We start from the raw sequence: 18042 nt of genomic DNA on the forward strand, positions 1-18042 counted from the left end.
ATCATCGTTATGACCTAAAAAAATGAGCCAATAACCTACTATGACCCATGCAGCTAACGATAGATCATTATCTACCTCTCATATAACAGCGAATCCGCTTAGCCAGTCCATCCCTAGTACGGCTGATTTTCAACGCAATCAGCAGCAAATTGCACAGCTGTTAGCGCAATTAAATCAGATTGTATTGGACAAGCCGCAAGCAGTTAGGCTAGCACTCAGTTGTATCTTAGCAGGTGGTCATTTGTTATTGCAGGACTTGCCTGGTATGGGTAAGACGACTTTGGCACAGGGCTTGGCACAGTTATTAGGTTTAAGCTTTAGCCGAGTGCAATTTACCAATGATATGTTGCCTGCTGATATTTTAGGTATGAGCATCTACGACCAAAGTAAACAGCAATTTGAGTTTCGTCCGGGCCCTGTCTTCACTCAGTTATTACTTGCTGATGAAATCAACCGTTCCAGTCCCAAAACGCAGAGTGCGTTACTTGAAGCGATGGAAGAGCGACAAGTCACGCAAGATGGCCAGACTTATCCTTTGCCGCAGCCGTTCTTTGTGATTGCCACCCAAAATCCATTGCAACAAGCAGGTGTCTATCCGCTCCCAGAGTCGCAGTTAGACAGATTTTTATTATGCTTATCATTGGGTTATCCATCGCCTGCCGCAGAGCGTGAGCTGCTAAAAGGTAAAGATCGTCGCGAGCTACTCAAGGATTTGGATACGGTACTTGATACTGAGGCTGTGATATTGGCTCAGCAGGGTGTCAGACAAGTTTATGTAGCAGATACTGTATTGGATTATTTGCAGAGACTGGTTGCAAAAACTCGTGCAAGCCAAGAGTATCATGGTTTATCACCTCGCGGCGTATTGTCACTACAACGTGCTGCCCAAGCGCATGCCTATGTATCGGGATATATGGAAGTGACCCCTGAAGATATCCAAGCGGTGTTTGCTGCGGTCACTGATCATCGCCTCGGTCAGCGTTTCGTACCCGCGCATGTGACTGGTGGGCAGGCAACAAAAACCATCGCCCAACGTATCCTAGCAGAAGTGTCAGTCGTTGCTTAGCAGCTGGCAGACTGTTTGACCGTATTGATTAACTGCATCGGTGAAACGTAGTTCTACACATAGTCAAAGCTATATAACTTAGAAAAAATATCAAAGTCACTCAGTTTACTATTTACGGTATTTTCACCCGCTTTTCTTGTATTCAAATTGTCCTGAATCAACTGTATCGTTCTATTCGTGAGTTTGTTTGTCAGTCAGATACAAATACTGACAGCATTATTATTTAGATGGTAATAATAGGGTAGTCATGAGCTTGTTACCAAAGACCTTAACCGCACCAATAAAATCAGCTCTGAGCCGCTGGTTTGCCGCGCGCGCACCTAAGAGTGACAGTGCTACGCTTAATTTGCGCAATGTCTATATTTTCTTTAGTCGTGAAGGAATGCTATTCGCCGTATTGTTAGTAATTACCTTTATCGCGGGTATCAACTATGGCAACAACTTAGTGCTTGGTTTGTGCTTTTATCTGGTCAGTATTTGGCTAATTAGTTTTCATGTTACTTTTGCTCATATATCTGGTCTGCAAGTGCGTTTACTAGAAGTCACTATGACAGAAGCTGGTTTGCCTGTTTGGATTACGCTACAGTTGAATAGTGATAGTCGCCAACCAAGCGTCAGTTGCTATTTGAGTTTGAGCAGATAGCCAATAAGAAAACCAAAAATGTCACAAACGCGCAAAGTTCAGTGCTCATCACGCGATTACAAGGCGAGCAAGTCATTCGACTGCCTGTCCAGACCTACAACCGTGGTCAACTTGAACTACCGCGGTTAAAAATAAAAACAGTTTATCCATTAGGTATTATGCGTGCATGGTCTTATGTCTACTTTGCGCGTACAGCTTGGGTATATCCAAAACCTGAAGTTTTTGACTGGCAAGCAAAATATGCAATCGCAAGCTTAGAGGATTTACCAACAGGTGGGCAGTATAGACAGGGTCAGGACGACTTTGAGCGATTAGATAACTATGTCGAGGGTGAGTCATTGGCCCGAGTCTCTTGGGGGCATGTAGCGCGGGGACAAGGCATGCTGACCAAGCACTTCGCTGATCCGGTCGGTCATGAGCAAACGCTTGATTATGCAGATATGCCAGCTGCACATCACGAGCAAAAACTTGCACAATTGGCTTATGGGGCATTGACGCTGGGTCAGCTAGGCGTGCCGTTTCAAATGCGTTTACCTAGTGATACTCCTGCTACTGCGGAGATGGGTAACGGGGAATCCTTTGCGCAAGCATGCTTGCTAAGGCTTGCGAAAGTACCATGACCAATTCTAAACGCTTATCTTCTGCTGATGTTGATGCACTGTCCACAGAGTATTCTGCGGCCGATGCTACAAAAACGGCCAGCTTTGAGCAGTTGGCTTTAGGTCAAAAAGTCTCGTTTCAACCTGAGCGAAATGACGCTAAATGGTATCGTAAGTTATTTGCACTGCCAGCTTATTATTGGGTATTAATCGCCCAAGTAGCTGTCGTGTTACCGCATGCCGCACATTTACCATTATGGCTGATAGGATTTGCCGCCGTCAGTATCGCCGCTCAATTGCCTCATATCAAAGCTAAATTCAAAAAACTATCGCACCTAAAGCGTATTTATCAAAGTGTACAAATGCTAGGATTTTTGCTAGGGCTATTAGGTCTATGGCTAACCTACAATACAGCATTTGGACTGGATATGGGTGTAGCATTTTTAGTGCTATGCCTAGTTAGTAAACTATGGGAGCTGTATAAACGTCGCGACGCCTATGTGGTGTTGAATTTATCATTGTTCGTGCTTGCGGCATTATTTTTGATGGACCAAGGTTTACTGACTACTTTAGAAGTGATCGTTGGCGCAGTCATTGTATTGCTAGCATTTATTGCGCTTAATGATGATAGCAATGCTAGCGGCGATGGACGCTTGCGGACATTGGGCGTGTTAGGGGTTGGTGCGTTGCCATTATTGGTGGTGCTATTTTTGTTTTTTTCCGAGACTGCCACCGCTGTGGTCAGTACAGCTATCAGGTCAGCAAGCTACTACAGGTGTCTCTGATAGTATGTCCCCTGGTGATTTTGCCAATTTAGGGCAGTCAACTGAGCTAGCCTTTCGCGTAGAGTTTGCTGATGAGCGTCCACCGCAACAGCAGTTGTATTGGCGTGGTTTGGTATTTAGTGATTTCGATGGTGTCACATGGCGTCCGGCCCCTCAGAAGGATCAATGGTCGTCGAGATTGCAAGCACCTGCATGGATTCAGAATGCCTTTGCTACTGTACCTGATGAATCAAGGGCGGCACCTGTCAATTACAAGGTTATCTTAGAACCCACTCAGCAAAACTGGCTATTTGGTCTTGATTATCCGTTTTCTGAACAGCCAGATATCAATACTACCTCTGAATTTACCTTATCAAAGGATCAACCTGTTACGCAGCAGCTTCGCTATGATGTGTTGCAGTTTGCACAGATGCGTATTGATCCAGTTCTAACAGAGGCATCAAGACGTGAGAACCTTGCCTTGCCTAATGAAGGTAATCCACAAGCACGAGCGCTTGCTAAGCAATTATTTGAGCAGTCAGGTTCAGACCCTGTGCGCTACATAGCGGCTATCGAGCAATGGATCAATCGAACAGAGTTTCGCTATACGTTGTCGCCACCACGGCTCAATACCAATCGTATTGACGAGTTTTTATTTGAAACCAAAGCAGGGTTCTGTGAGCATTATTCGTCAAGCTTTACCTTTATGCTCCGCGCCGCTGGCATTCCTGCACGAGTAGTAGCGGGCTATCAAGGCGGTGAGCCAAGTCGCAATGGTAACGTATGGGAAGTGCGGCAAATGGATGCGCATGCATGGACTGAGGTTTGGCTTGAGGGCCAAGGCTGGGTACGTGTGGATCCGACAGCCTTTGTGGCGCCTGAGCGAGTAGAGCAAGGCATGAATACGATGACCGAGCAGCAAGGGGCGGCTATGTTTGGCAATGATGCCAGTGCGCAAATCAGCTATCAGCAGTATCAAATGCTACAAACGCTACGCCGCCTATCAGACCAAGCGAGCTACTACTGGCAAAAAGACGTAGTCGGCTATGACCAAGACAAACAGGCCGACTCGCTACTCAAATGGTTCAATATCAGCTCAATCATGCAGCAAATCATTTGGTTAGCTACCAGTGCAGTTTCCGTTATGGCTATCTTAGTATTTGTCATTTGGTATCGCCGCCGCAAACGTTGGCACCCAGCAGACTTACCTCTTGCTCAGCTCTCAAAACGCGTTGCCAAACACGACAAATTATTAGCCCGCAATGATAATGAAGGGCAGCTAGCTTGGTTGGAACGTTTGGCATCGGCTATTGATAGCCGTCAGGGTGACAATGCCCAATCTGCTACGAGTCAGCTAACAGATAGTAGCGACCCAATCGTTATTCAGACAAAGCTTATTGAAATTAGACAAAACTACCGTCAGTTACGCTATGGACGACTGAGTACATTTGATAGCAGTCATAGCGAGTATCAAGAACGACTCAAACAACTTAAAAAAAGATGTGCGCGCATTGTTATAAAGGTTTTTGATGACAGTGTTATTAAGTTGCTAAGGTGTTTTGAGCTAATTAAAAAATAGATAAGCGAATCAATGAATAAGTAGAGAGGCGGTTATATGGCGATATATGTAGATTTTGTACAGATAAAATTCAAAGGCCATAAGTGGTGCCATATGCTGGCGGATAGCTTGCAAGAGCTGCATGATTTTGCGGCATTTATTGATGTGGATGCACGCCTATTTCATCGTAACGCTAGCTATCCTCATTATGATATCACGGTTCAAATGCGTGAAATCGCTATTGCACAAGGTGCTATTCCTGCCAATAGAAAAAAAGATTATCGAATGCGCAAAGAAATTAAAAGTAGAGTTGAATGACCAGATAGAGCAATCTAGTCATTCTTGATATGAGGGCTTTTCAAGTAAATAAGTAACACTTCCGCTCCATATTTCACTTATTTACTCGAATATATATTTATTCAACTATACCAAACACATTATTTTGCCGTTGCTGCAGTACTGATCGCGTTAAGTGCTTTTGAAATATTGGCAATCTCGGTGTCACAACCTTTAATATTATGACGGGTTTTTAAGTATTGAGGATCGTTATACGATAGCCATACTTTTTTTCTCAGCATCTTCGCTAATTAAGATTTTTTTGCGGTAAATCAATGGCAACAGTTTGCTCACAGTTCATTAATGGCGTACCTGCTTTAGGATTACCAAACATAACGACTTGCGTTGGTCTCAATGATAAGTCGGCACTCTGTGCATTTTTCTGATGATCGACTCGCGCAAATACTTTCATACCCTTGCTTTCGATCACTGAGACCAGTTTGTCTGCGGTATCTTGGACGGAGTGATTGCTTTGTAAAGTTACCAAGCCTTTTTCAGCATTGATAGAGGTTATGGTGTCTGTCATAGCACCGGTGCTATTGGTTTTATTCAGCAGCGTATCGATACTGGCACAAGAAGAAACGGCTACTGCTAGTACAGCGATAGAGACGATTTTAATCATAATGACACCTTTAAGTTATCTGTAGTATGGTCAGTCCTAACTATAATGAGCAACATCGAATATTCATTGTGCGTAATCAGGTTTGTGATTGCAATACGTCTTAACAGAACGTTAAACCAAATGTTCTGCCAAATAATCTACGAGCAGTCTAATCTTTGGTGATAAATGACGGTTATGTGGATAAATGGCCCAAATGCTTTCTTCGGGTTCTCTATAGTCATCGAGTAAACTGACTAACTCGCCAGACGCTAAGTACTTTTGCACATAATAATCAGGCAGCTGTACGATACCCAGCCCTTTTAGTGCAGCATCGACCAGACTATAGCCGCTGTTATATTGCACCGTACCAGAGACACGCAGGTTCCTTTCTACGCTCGTTTGTTGGTTATCCGTCTTCCCATGAGTATGACTGTTCTCTTTTACTTTAGCAGTATCTATAAAGTGCCAGTAGTCACGAGTACCCAATAGGCAGTTATGTTGACTTAAATCACTTAGATGGTGTGGTATGCCGTGTTTTTTTAGATAAGAGGGTGCAGCGCAGACAAAGTTAGTACGCAAGCTAAGTTTCTTTGCCATCATCGTCGAGTCATGCAATTTGCCGATACGAATGGCCAAATCATAACCCCCTTCAATCAAGTCGATTTTCTGATTACTCAAAAAGGCAGTCACTTCGATATCGTGATACTGCATCATAAAATCATTGATCAGTGGTAATAACTGCTGCTCACCATAAGTAACGGGCGCTGTTAGTTTTATTCTGCCTTGAGGCTTTGATTGTAAGTTGCTTACGGCTTGCTCAGCGGCATCCAAGCCATCGAGCACACTGCGGCAGTGCTGATAGAATACACGGCCTTCTTCGGTTAATGAGACCTTGCGTGTGGTTCGATATAGTAGCTTTATATTTAAGCGTTTCTCTAGCGCGCTGATCTGACGGCTGACTTGTGCCGTCGAGATCCCCAGCTCTTTTGCACCACGTGTAAAGCTCTCATATTCTGCGACATAGACAAACTCACTAATTCCTTCCCAGCGCATGATTATTACCAATATGTAAAAGATATTTGCAAATATAGCATATTGTTATCCGCTCAGAAATAAATATAATGGTTAGTATCAATGTAAACAGATGGTGTTTTACTGTCATCGATGCTTGCCTATAGAGGGCAGGCAAGATAAGCTCAGTCTATCTTTATTTGTTTTAACTGTGGATATAGTGAACGCCAAAATCCATAAAGTGTGTTAGCAAGTTATTAGGGCGTGTCTTCAATTCACTCGATAGTTATCTAAATGGGCTAAAAATAGCTAAATTTTGCCAAACATCGTCAAATCGCTGGTTAATATCCCGATATTATCGGCACTATTTTCCTCGTTTGACGGCAATTTATCTCATTTTTATCACCATTTTTGAAATGAAGACACGCCCTAGAATTGTTTGTGCTTATAGCGAAACTGTCATGTTATCACCCATAAATAACAATCAATTAAAAAGAGAGATTCTTATGTCCGATAAATTTATTAAATCAAAAGCCGCCATCGCGTGGGGTCCAAAGCAGCCACTATCTATCGAAGAAGTGGACGTCATGCTGCCACGCAAAGGTGAAGTATTGGTAAAAATCGTTGCCAGTGGTGTTTGTCATACAGATGCTTTTACCTTATCTGGTGAAGACCCAGAAGGCGTGTTCCCTGCGATTCTAGGTCATGAAGGCGGCGGTATCGTTGAGCAAGTTGGCGAAGGCGTGACCAGCGTTCAGGTCGGTGATCATGTCATTCCGTTATACACGGCAGAGTGCGGCGTTTGTAAAATGTGCCGCTCAGGCAAAACCAATCTTTGCTCAGCAGTACGCGAGACGCAAGGTAAAGGCTTGATGCCAGATGGCACGACGCGTTTTTACAAAGACGGCGAGCCTATCTATCATTATATGGGTTGCTCAACGTTTTCTGAATATACTGTGCTACCAGAGATTTCTCTAGCCAAAGTCAATAAAGAGGCCCCACTAGAAGAAGTCTGCTTGCTTGGTTGCGGTGTGACCACGGGCATGGGCGCGGTCATGAATACAGCAAAAGTTGAAGAGGGCGCTACCGTTGCTATCTTTGGACTGGGCGGTATTGGACTATCCGCAGTCATCGGTGCGGCGATGGCAAAAGCCAGCCGTATCATTGTCATCGATATCAATGAAAGCAAGTTTGAGTTAGCTAAAAAACTAGGCGCAACCGATTGTATCAATCCGAAAGATTATGACAAACCAATTCAAGAAGTGATCGTTGAGCTAACCGATGGCGGTGTTGATTATTCGTTTGAATGTATCGGTAATGTCGATGTCATGCGTTCAGCGCTAGAGTGCTGCCATAAAGGTTGGGGCGAGTCGGTCATCATCGGTGTGGCTGGCGCTGGACAAGAAATCTCAACCCGTCCATTCCAGTTAGTGACTGGTCGAGTCTGGAAAGGTTCCGCATTTGGCGGTGTAAAAGGTCGCACAGAACTACCAGGTTATGTCGAGCGTTATTTAGCAGGCGAGATTCCTTTACAAGACTTCATCACTCATACGATGCCGATAGAAGACGTCAACGAAGCGTTTGACTTGATGCACAAAGGCGAAAGTATCCGTACGGTTGTACACTTCTCAGAGTAATCAACAAAGACAGCAACGACGTTATTGTCTTAGAAATACTTTATTAAAAACAAAAAGGCTGCTTCGATATTGAGGCAGCCTTTTTTAATGTTCAACAGACCCTAAATGTATCAAGCACTCTTTTTGCTAATGATTTGATCCGCTAATGTCGATAAATCTGATGCGTTTAAATCAGGAACTGGTACATTGGGCGCGTTTAGTATTGCATTATAGGGACGGGTCAAAAATGCACCGCGACAACCAGCCGCTTGTGCGCCTATAGTATCCCAGAGGTGACAGGCAACAAGACATAAGTCTGACGTATCAACAGCTAGCGTATCAGCCACCAATTGGTAAGTATCAGGTGCTGGCTTGAACTTGCCAACAGTCTCAATACTAAAGTGCTGCTCAAAGTACTGACTGAGGCCTGCTTTTTCTAATGGCGTTGGAGACGCACTGCTTGCTGAGTTAGTCAGCGTGACCAGTCGAAACCCTGCATCACGCAAACGAGTCAGTGCTGGCGCAGCATCAGAATGGGCAGGTAACGCACTCATTCTTTCTTTGAAGTCATTGATATCGGCGTCTGTCAAAGACACTTGTCTGATATCAGCAACCATTTGCAATGCACCAACGCCGAGCTCGCCAAAAGGCGTATAGAGACCGGACAAGGTCATAGTTTGTGAGTACAGTACTAGCTGAGCGAACCATTCTCTTAGCACTCTTTGTTTGCCAAAGACGCGGGTGAATAAAGGCGTTAGCGTGTCGATATCGAGCAATGTCTCATTGACGTCGAACACAATAATCGAGGGAAAGCGTTCAGAAGACATAAAGTATCCTTTTATAGAATGGCATTCTTATAACGTCAGGTGGTTTACTCAGTCATGTTGGCCAATTGCTCTAAGATACTGATGTAGTTTTCGACCCCTTGAGCACCGCTGACCAGATGACGCTCATTAAAGATAATCGCTGGTACACTTTGGATGCCTTGCTGTTGCCAATGCTGCTCTTCTGCTCGTACTTCTTTCGCAAAGAATTGACCTTCTAACACTGCCAATGATTCACTACGATCAAGCCCAGTCTCTGCTGCAATATCGGCAAGCACATTAATATCTGAGATGTCTCTGTTATTGGTGAAATGCGCGGCAAACAAGGCTTGCTTTAGCTCATGCATGCGGCCTTGCTGATCAGCGAAATGTAGCAGCTGATGCAAATTAAAGGTGTTGTGCATACGTGTGTCATCATTGAAGTTAAACTCAAAGCCAACTTCCTGTCCAGCTTCAGTCATTCTGACTCGGCTAGCATCTGACTCCTGCTTGGTAGAGCCATACTTCTCGATGATGTGCTCACGTAGGTTTTGACCTTCGCTTGGCATGTTTGGGTTGAGCTCAAACGGATGCCAGTGGATAGTGTGGGCAGTATTGGTTTGCTCAAGCGCTGCTGCCAATTGACGATAGCCGATAACGCACCAAGGGCAGACGACGTCTGAGACGATATCTATTCGGAGTGGTTTTTCTGATGTGCTCATATTTCCTCGCGGGTATTATTATGTATGTTTTATTCGAGATGTGTAGATAGAGGCATATCAGTTGGAATCAAGCTGATATACCTAGTTATCAGACAACTATAACTAGTTACCATATATCAAGTCAGTTCATACTAAGAGAATGACTAAGTGATTACAATGTAGTCTGCACAGTCGGCGTCGCCAATTCGGTAGCGTAATTGTAACTATTACTAATAAGAAAGTAGGCGTTTTTGCAATACGCTGACTCAGTCATAACAAAACCTACGAATACTTAACCAAGCAGGCATGGTCATAAAATAGCTTTTTATTTAAAGTGGCTTCGTTAAATGGCAATCGAAGAAGAAAAATTCTAAGCAAGAATAAAAAGTTAATATCAATAATGGAGTCACAGATGAAAAATATCACCGAAGCGATGAACTGGCGCTACAGCACTAAAGAATTTGATACCAATAAGAAAATTTCAGCAGAAGATTTCCAAAGTCTAAAAGATATTTTACGCCTCAGTCCTTCGAGTACCAACATTCAGCCTTGGCATTTTGTGATTGCTGATGATGAAGCTGGTAAAGCCCGAATTGCTAAAGGCACTGAGGCATGTATGAGTTCAACGATGCCAAAGTAAAAGGTGCCTCGCACGTCATTGTATTCTGTAGCCGTGTCTATGCTGATGATGAGTTTTTGGATGACATCTTAGAAAAAGAAGATGCAGATGGTCGTTTTTGCAGAGCCAAAATTTAAAGAGCAAATGCATCAGACGCGTAAAATGTTTTTGGACATTCGTCGTTATGAGCAAAAGGACGAGCCACATTGGTTGATAGAGCAATTGTATCTCAATATGGGCGCTTTGCTACTAGGGGCTGCAACCTTAGGTATTGATGCGGTGCCGATGGAAGGGGCGGATTTGAAAGCACTTGATGAAGAGTTTGATTTACGTAGTAAAGGCTACACCGCTGTGGCAGTCATATCACTTGGTTATCGTAGTAAAGATGACTTTAACGCTGAGCTGCCAAAATCACGTTTTGATGAAGAAACGATTATCACGAAAGCCTAGCCAGTTATTATCTAAGCAAAGAACATTTTTGGTAGACAGATCTACTAAATATTATACGTAAAAAGTCTATCTAAGAGCCTCATAAACTAACTGTTTATGGGGCTTTTTTTTAGCCAGATTTTCTTTGAAATAACGTTAAAAACTGAGGACAAAAAACATACCACCTATTAGCAGCGCTAACATTTCGACACTATCGCAGATTAGAAACTACACTGCAATCCCTACAAAGTAAAAACAAAACAACTTTTTTTCATACGTCATAATAAATTTATTGACGCTGTCATTTTGAAGCGTATTTCACCATTTTATTATATTCATCTGCCAGCGAGAAGCCAGCATGTCTACTTTGACCTTAACAATCAATAAGCAAGATTATCAGCTTGAAAATCTTGACGCTCGTACGACACTGCTCGACGTCTGTCGTCAGCATTTACAAATTACTGGACCCAAAAAAAGGCTGCGACCACGGTCAATGCGGGGCATGTACCATGCTCATTAATGGACGACGGGTTAATTCTTGTCTGACACTCGCCGTTATGCATGATGGTGATGAGATTACAACGATTGAAGGCATTGGAATGCCAGAGTCATTATCGGCATTGCAGCAAGCGTTCAAAGACAATGATGCTTTTCAGTGCGGATATTGCACGCCAGGTCAGATTTGTTCAGCCACCGCATTGATAGAGGAGGTAAAGCAAAATTGGCCAAGCCATGTAAGCACAGATTTGCAAAATCCTGATGGTCGCCTTGTACAAGAAATTGCTGAGCGTATGAGCGGTAACATCTGCCGCTGCTCAGCTTATCCAAATATTATCAAAGCCATTTTACAAGTGCTTGAGAGTCAGGTTTCAGAGAGCCAAGTACTAGAGTCTAGTATTCAAACAACAGACAACGTAGTGCAAAACTCAAGCGTGACAGGTATCTGGTCACCGCCACCGAGCGAGGCGCAACTTGGTAAGACCTCAGCGAATAACAAGACAGCAACTGCTACAACAGGAGGCCGCTCGTGAAACTTTTTGAATATAGTCGTGCTGATGCACCAGAGCAAGCGGCAATATCTGCCAGTACCAAAGAGGCGTCTTTTATCGCAGGTGGTACCAACTTATTAGACTTAATGAAGCTAGAGATTGAGACGCCAATCAAATTGGTCGATATTACCCGTTTAGAATTAGAGCAAGTTGAAACCACTGCCGACGGTGGTCTGCGTATTGGCACACTTGTGACCAATAGTGATTTGGCGGCGCATCCTGAAGTTATTGCAAATTACCCAGTATTATCCCGAGCGATTTTGGCAGGGGCGACTGGACAGCTGCGTAATAAAGCAACGACTGGCGGTAATTTCTTACAGCGCACACGTTGTTATTATTTTTACCAGACAGATAGCGTATGCAACAAGCGTGAACCGGGCACAGGTTGTCCAGCTATCAATGGCGAGAACCGTACGCTAGCTATTTTGGGCACGAGCGATGCCTGTATTGCTCAGCATCCATCTGATATGGCGGTAGCAATGCGCTTGCTTGATGCCACTATCGAGACAGTTAAAGCGGATGGATCGACTCGTTCTATCAATGTGAAGGATTTTTATTGCTTACCAAAAGACACGCCGCATATTGAAAACGTATTAGAGGCAGGTGAGCTGATTACTCACGTTGTATTACCTGCACCTGTCAAAGGTATGCATACTTATGACAAAGTGCGAGATCGCGCCTCATATGCGTTTGCGCTCGTGTCCTGTGCCGCAGTGATAGACGCTGATGATAACGGTAATCTGAAAACGGTGCGATTGGCATTTGGTGGTATCGGTACTGAGCCATGGCGTAACGAAGCGGTGGAGGCACTGTTGACGGATACTGATGGCAATAGTGACGTTATCGCGCAAGCTGCCGATCTGTTATTGAATGATGCCAAAGGTAATGGTCAAAACGACTTTAAGATACCGTTGACGCGTCGCCTACTAAAACAAGTCATTCAGCGCGCACTAGCGGGCGAGGGAGCATAATCATGGCACTATTAGAATCAATCACCCAGTCAGAACCAACCAAAAAAACTGACCATGGATGAACCTGTTGAGTCTTTGTTTAGCACAACGGCAAGCAAGCTAGTCGGTAAGCCAATCAACCGTGTTGATGGTTCTCTAAAGGTTAGCGGTCAAGCGAAATACAGTGCCGAAATATACTTGGACAATCAAGCCTATGGTGTATTGGTAGGCGCGACCATTGCTAAAGGTCAAGTTGAGAGTATCGACAGTGACTCTCTAAAAGGCATTCCTAATATTATTAAAGTCGTGACCGATCCTGAGCACTTTTTGCGTAACTCTCAACAAGGGACAAAAACTAAAGCACCCAAGCAAGGGGTTAGCGAGATTTTTTATCATGGTCAGCCTATTGCTGTCGTGGTTGCTGAGACTTTTGAGGCGGCAAGAGAAGGCGCTAAAGCGCTGAAAGTGACTTATAAGGATGAGACTGACCAAGCGGCACTGAACTTTACACAAGAGCTCTCTAACGCACATGCGGTAGATGAAGAAAAAGGCTCTGATAAAAATAATGTCCAAGGCGATCCAGACCAAGGCTTAGCTGATGCGGCAGTGACCGTTGATCGCTTTTATCATACCCCAAGTCAAAGCAACTCTCCGATGGAGCCCCATACAACGTTGGCTCATTGGGAAGGCGATAAGCTCGTTCTGTATACTTCCAATCAGATGATCGCTTCTTGCAAACAGCAAGTCATGGATGCTCTGGACCTAAATAAAGATCAAGTACAACTGATCGCACACTATGTGGGTGGTGGGTTCGGTAGTAAGCTCGGTATTGCTCCTGAATCTATTGCAGCGGCGATTGCTGCGAAAGATCTGGGTCGTCCTGTGCTAATCACGATGACGCGTTCACAAGTGATGGAAGCAACGGTCAGACGCTCAAACACGCGTCAGCGTATCGCTATTGGTTGTAATAAAGAAGGTATTATCAACACATTTATTCATGATACTACGACCAGTAATTTGCCAGGAGAAGCTTTTTTTGAGCCGACGGCATTATCTACCCATTATCTATACCGTGGTGAAAACCGCCGTGTACATTATCAGATGGTAGATATGAATCAAGTATTATCAGGCTCGATGCGTGCGCCGGGTGAGGCGGTGGGTTTGATTGCGGTTGAATGTGCCATGGACGAGCTAGCCTCACAGCTGGACATTGATCCAATCGAGCTGCGCCGCCGTAATGAGCCTGAAGAGGACCCTACCGAAGAGATTCCTTTCTCCACCCGTCAGCTAGTCGCTTGTATGGAGAAGGGCGCTGAACAGTTTGGTTGGGATAAGCATAATCCCAAGCCTGCCAGTCAATTAGAAGGTGACTGGTGGATAGGTACAGGCATGGCGGCGGCTGCCCGTGGTAACCAATTACAGTCTTCTGAAGCGCGAGCAACACTGCAAATCGATAAGTCAAAAGCGCTCGGTGTCAAAGCGGTCATTGAGACAGATATGACGGATATCGGTACAGGGTCTTATACGGTGTTTTCTCAGGTGGCTGCAGATTTATTAGGACTACCTATTGACCATATCGAGATGAAATTAGGTGATAGTGCCTTGCCGCCTGCATCAGGTTCAGGTGGTAGTTGGGGAGCGGCGAGTGCAGGTAGTGGTGTCTATCTCGCTTGTGAGCAGTTGCGTGAGATGCTAGCAGCAAAAGTCGGTCTATACCCTGATACGATTCAGCTAGATAATGGTCAAATTAAGCAAGTAGGTAAGCACGATTTAACAACGGTAGAAGCAGCTAAAGAGAACGGTCAAGCGTTTGCTGATAGTACTATTGATAAAATATCTGAAATGACCGGAGTTTCATTTTCAGAGAATGTATTAGAAGAAAAGTCAGAATCAGAGAAATATGATTTTGACAATATACAATCATATGCGCTTGCTGACGTGTTGGCGGATTATGAGGAACAAAAAGTCAGTGCCAAAGGTCAGATAAAGCCAGGTGAAAATGGCAAGAAATATCGTCAGTCCTCTTTCGGTGCGAACTTCGCTGAAGTAGCCGTGCATAAAGTCACGGGCGAGATTCGAGTGAAACGTATGACGGGTGCATTTGCTGCAGGTCGTATTCTTAACCACAAAACAGCAACTTCGCAATGCTATGGCGGCATGGTATTCGGTATTGGTTCAGCGTTAATGGAGGAAGTTATCCACGATAAACGTGACGGTCGCCTATGTAACCATGACCTCGCTGAGTATCATGTGCCAGTCAATGCTGATGTACCGCAGTTAGATGTGATATTGGTCGAAGAGGATGATCCTTATACCAACCCGATGCATATCAAAGGTATTGGTGAGACGGCTATTGCCGGTGCTGCCGCTGCGATTGCTAACGCTGTCTACAATGCCGTCGGCGTACGTGTTTATGATTTTCCGATTACGCTTGATAAATTGCTTTATGAGATGCCAGAGTAAATTTTTAAGCCATATGTACGACAGGAACCCGCTTAATGAGCGGGTTTTTATAACTCAATCAGCAGTATATTTCGTCATTATCAAGAAAATAACTACCAAATAAGAGGCGTTATGAATCAGGTCGCTGACATTCTTAAGCTGGCAATCAAAGCTAAGCAACAGGGTATTGATGCTGTATTGGCAACGGTCGTACGTACTGAAGGCTCAGCATATCGCCGTGCTGGCGCGATGATGCTCATCTGTGAGGATGGTCGCTCAGTTGGGATGATTAGTGGTGGTTGCTTGGAGCCGCACATCATCAAACGTGCCTTTTGGCTTACTCGTAACGGTGCCAATGTGCAAGTTTATCAGACGGGTGATGACATTCACTATGCTGACGATTGCCAAGCGCAAGCAAGCGTGAAGCGAACTAACTCTGATATATATGATGAGCTAGATAGCGATTTAGATAACGACTTAAATAGCGGCTTAGATGACGGTTTAAATGAAGCGGATTTTGATGAGCTAAATTTCGGACTGGGCTGTAATGGGCGAGTGCATGTATTATTTGAGCGACTAACGACAGCAACGCCATTGCTAGAGACAATCCGTAATGTTCGACGTACTCAGCAGCCGATTACTGTAGCGACTCTAATTCGTGTTAATGACTATCAGCATCAAGATTCTATAACGCAAAACAGTGATAAATTGCAAATCGGGATGCGGATTAATTTAGATGAACATCGCAACTTGGGAAGTATTTCTGCACAAGGGAAAACAACGTTTTCAAGCATACTTGCCAATACCGTAGAAGAGTTAGCAGAATATAAGCTGTCTGATAAAAATGCCGAATATGTGACGGTGGAAAACGGCAAGGTAACAACAGAGTGGCTCGTGCAACGCCTGCAACCACAATTGCGTCTATTGATTTGCGGGGCAGGTAACGACGTGATGCCACTGGTGACCATGGCCAAGCTACAAGACTGGCATGTGACAGTTATAGACAGTCGCGCGCAATATGCAACTCGTATGCGGTTTCCTCAAGCGGATGTTGTGATGTCGCTATCTTTAGGTGACAGTGAGACTTTGCTTGAGCTTAGTAACAACGCAGCAGTTGCTTTGATGTCACACAGCTTGAGTCAAGATCGCGCTCGCTTAGCAATACTGCTTAAGCATTCAGACAATTATAAATACTTAGGACAATTAGGGCCGCGCTATCGTACCGAACGCTTGATTAATGAAGTCAGCATGAATCTTAGCAATCCTGCTATGTTAGAAGCGGGCACTCATAAATTACATTATCCGATTGGTTATAAGCTGGGTGGAGATGGCCCTGACGCACTCGCGCTTGGCATTATGGCAGAGATTAATGCAGTCATGCATGATCAAAAAGCTCCAATAAATGGTTCACACAGTAATTTTTCAAATATCCCAGCGGTGAGTAGTGATACGGATGCCAATACTGTCCAGAGTGGCGTATGAGTAAGCGTGCATTTACAGAAGATGCTGAACATACAGAAAGTACTGAACATACAGAAAGTACTGAACAGCAGAGTCAAAATCATGCGGTCATTATCTTAGCAAGTGGCCTCAGTCAGCGTCTTGGTCAACCCAAGCAGCTACTCGTTAAGAATGGCGAGCCATTGATTATTTATATGACACGACTGGCAATAACGACCAATCCGCAAGCCATCGTCGTCGTCATTCCTGATAATCATCATTTGATTGCTAGTGCGATTACAGAGTTGGCCAATCAATATCCAACGGTTCAAATAGTGGTGAACTCACAAGCTGATACTGGTATGGCACATAGTTTACGTTTGGGTATTGAGACAATTGTTGCTTTTGAATCGACTTTAATCGAACGAGTGCTTATCATGGGAGTCGATCAAGTATTGTTAGATAAGCCACATTTAACGGCTTTGCTAGCGGGTAAGCAGACGGTAGTGGCCAGTCGCTATCACAATTGGCAACGTTTAGAAACACATCAAAATCAAGCTGAAAAGGTATCTGATATCATAGGTCTACCTTTAGCAATTAACTATAAATTGCTTAGACAGTGGCAGTCAGAATTGATAGGAGATAAAGGGCTTCGTCACCTCATTAGAGGGTTGCCCGCTGATCAAATAGGTGAGGTCGATAATGACCAACTTAGCTACGATATTGATACGCCCGAGCAGCTAGCATTTGCCAAACAACAAGGCTGGCTTGATAGCTAACCTGATTAATTTAATTTATTTGAATAGTATTCATTTTGAACAACGAAATGCGAGAGAATAAAATTATAAATATGATAGAAACCGAACGACTGTATCTCAGACAGTGGCAAGCGAGCGACTTTGCGCCATTCGCTGAGATGAATGCTGATTCTAAAGTAATGGAATACTTTCCTAAGTTATTAACTACTTCGATGAGTAATGCTATCGCCAAAAAAATGCCAGTCGCTGATTGATGATAATGGTTGGGGTTTTTGGGCGGTCAGTCTAAAAGAAACAGATACTTTTATCGGTATGGTTGGGTTAAATCATGCGCATGCCGATATGCCGTTTTCTCCTGCTGTCGAGATTGCTTGGCGCTTACATAATGACTATTGGGGACAAGGTTATGCAACTGAAGCTGCCCGAGCATCTCTGGATTTTGCCTTTGTTGAGCTAGAGATTGAGGAAGTCGTTGCCTTTACTGCCGTTATCAATAAGCGCTCACAACTAGTTATGGAGCGCCTTGGTATGACAAATACACAGGAGGATTTTTTTCATCCTATGCTTGAGTCTACTCATCGACTTGCTGAGCATGTGCTTTATAAAATAACTCGGCATCAGTGGCATGATACTGTGCTTACTTAATTGCATTGACGG

General features: G+C 44.1%; 16 protein-coding genes and 3 pseudogenes. 15 read left to right on the forward strand and 4 right to left on the reverse strand.

The features are described from left to right. Positions 1-40: 40 nt before the first annotated feature. The 6 genes and pseudogenes from TT11_RS03345 (at position 41) to TT11_RS03370 (ending at position 4976) form a co-directional block, all read left to right on the forward strand. Positions 41-1066 (forward strand): MoxR family ATPase, encoded by a 1026-nt coding sequence (locus TT11_RS03345; RefSeq protein WP_261869074.1) that lies wholly within the window; start codon positions 41-43, stop codon positions 1064-1066. 247 nt (positions 1067-1313) lie between these two features. Next, positions 1314-1709: a hypothetical protein gene (locus TT11_RS03350; protein ID WP_261869075.1), complete on the forward strand. Its 396-nt coding sequence runs from the start codon at positions 1314-1316 to the stop codon at positions 1707-1709. Next, on the forward strand, positions 1685-2329 hold the full coding sequence (locus tag TT11_RS03355; protein ID WP_261869076.1) for a DUF58 domain-containing protein: 645 nt from the start codon (positions 1685-1687) through the stop codon (positions 2327-2329). Before TT11_RS03350 ends, TT11_RS03355 begins: the two co-directional genes overlap by 25 nt. Continuing rightward, positions 2326-3093 carry a DUF3488 domain-containing protein gene (locus TT11_RS03360; protein WP_261869077.1) on the forward strand — a complete coding sequence of 256 codons (768 nt, stop codon included), beginning with the start codon at positions 2326-2328 and terminating at the stop codon, positions 3091-3093. Before TT11_RS03355 ends, TT11_RS03360 begins: the two co-directional genes overlap by 4 nt. Further along, positions 2990-4651: a DUF3488 and transglutaminase-like domain-containing protein gene (locus tag TT11_RS03365; RefSeq protein WP_261869108.1), complete on the forward strand. Its 1662-nt coding sequence runs from the start codon at positions 2990-2992 to the stop codon at positions 4649-4651. Before TT11_RS03360 ends, TT11_RS03365 begins: the two co-directional genes overlap by 104 nt. A gap of 36 nt (positions 4652-4687) precedes the next feature. Beyond that, positions 4688-4976 (forward strand): annotated as a pseudogene (locus TT11_RS03370) (DUF4031 domain-containing protein). A 237-nt stretch (positions 4977-5213) separates the two neighbouring features. Here TT11_RS03370 and TT11_RS03375 read toward each other — a convergent pair. Together TT11_RS03375 and TT11_RS03380 are read right to left on the reverse strand one after the other, a co-directional pair. Next, positions 5214-5588, reverse strand: a complete 375-nt coding sequence (locus TT11_RS03375; RefSeq protein WP_261869078.1) for a DUF302 domain-containing protein — start codon at positions 5586-5588, stop codon at positions 5214-5216. 111 nt (positions 5589-5699) lie between these two features. After that, positions 5700-6620, reverse strand: a complete 921-nt coding sequence (locus TT11_RS03380; protein WP_261869079.1) for a LysR family transcriptional regulator — start codon at positions 6618-6620, stop codon at positions 5700-5702. Between the two features lie 464 nt (positions 6621-7084). On the opposite strand from TT11_RS03380, the gene TT11_RS03385 reads away from it, so the two are divergent. Next, positions 7085-8215: an S-(hydroxymethyl)glutathione dehydrogenase/class III alcohol dehydrogenase gene (locus TT11_RS03385; protein ID WP_102093853.1), complete on the forward strand. Its 1131-nt coding sequence runs from the start codon at positions 7085-7087 to the stop codon at positions 8213-8215. Between the two features lie 110 nt (positions 8216-8325). Here TT11_RS03385 and TT11_RS03390 read toward each other — a convergent pair whose 3' ends face one another. Next, entirely contained in the window at positions 8326-9021 is a 696-nt protein-coding gene (locus TT11_RS03390; protein WP_261869080.1) for a haloacid dehalogenase type II, read from the reverse strand. 44 nt (positions 9022-9065) lie between these two features. Beyond that, entirely contained in the window at positions 9066-9719 is a 654-nt protein-coding gene (locus TT11_RS03395; RefSeq protein WP_057761286.1) for a DsbA family protein, read from the reverse strand. A 412-nt stretch (positions 9720-10131) separates the two neighbouring features. On the opposite strand from TT11_RS03395, the pseudogene nfsB reads away from it, so the two are divergent. The 8 genes and pseudogenes from nfsB to TT11_RS03435 all read left to right on the forward strand — a co-directional run bounded on the left by nfsB (position 10132) and on the right by TT11_RS03435 (position 18030). Then, positions 10132-10767: pseudogene (gene nfsB, locus TT11_RS03400) on the forward strand (oxygen-insensitive NAD(P)H nitroreductase). A 337-nt stretch (positions 10768-11104) separates the two neighbouring features. Continuing rightward, on the forward strand, positions 11105-11266 hold the full coding sequence (locus tag TT11_RS03405; RefSeq protein WP_261869081.1) for a hypothetical protein: 162 nt from the start codon (positions 11105-11107) through the stop codon (positions 11264-11266). Beyond that, a complete protein-coding gene (locus TT11_RS03410) occupies positions 11256-11777 on the forward strand; it encodes a 2Fe-2S iron-sulfur cluster-binding protein (RefSeq protein WP_261869082.1) in 522 nt (173 codons plus the stop codon). The genes TT11_RS03405 and TT11_RS03410 overlap by 11 nt, the downstream gene beginning before the upstream one ends. Continuing rightward, positions 11774-12766, forward strand: a complete 993-nt coding sequence (locus TT11_RS03415; RefSeq protein ID WP_261869083.1) for a xanthine dehydrogenase family protein subunit M — start codon at positions 11774-11776, stop codon at positions 12764-12766. The genes TT11_RS03410 and TT11_RS03415 overlap by 4 nt, the downstream gene beginning before the upstream one ends. Positions 12767-12820: 54 nt before the next feature. Continuing rightward, entirely contained in the window at positions 12821-15208 is a 2388-nt protein-coding gene (locus TT11_RS03420; protein ID WP_261869084.1) for a xanthine dehydrogenase family protein molybdopterin-binding subunit, read from the forward strand. 111 nt (positions 15209-15319) lie between these two features. Next, positions 15320-16669 carry an XdhC family protein gene (locus TT11_RS03425; RefSeq protein ID WP_261869085.1) on the forward strand — a complete coding sequence of 450 codons (1350 nt, stop codon included), beginning with the start codon at positions 15320-15322 and terminating at the stop codon, positions 16667-16669. Further along, positions 16666-17406, forward strand: coding sequence for a nucleotidyltransferase family protein (locus TT11_RS03430; protein ID WP_261869086.1), 741 nt, complete (start codon positions 16666-16668; stop codon positions 17404-17406). Before TT11_RS03425 ends, TT11_RS03430 begins: the two co-directional genes overlap by 4 nt. A gap of 71 nt (positions 17407-17477) precedes the next feature. Continuing rightward, positions 17478-18030: pseudogene (locus tag TT11_RS03435) on the forward strand (GNAT family N-acetyltransferase). Positions 18031-18042 lie beyond the last annotated feature (12 nt).

Origin of the sequence: Psychrobacter sp. JCM 18901 (genome assembly GCF_000586435.1) — a bacterium.
Taxonomy (GTDB): Bacteria; Pseudomonadota; Gammaproteobacteria; order Pseudomonadales; family Moraxellaceae; genus Psychrobacter.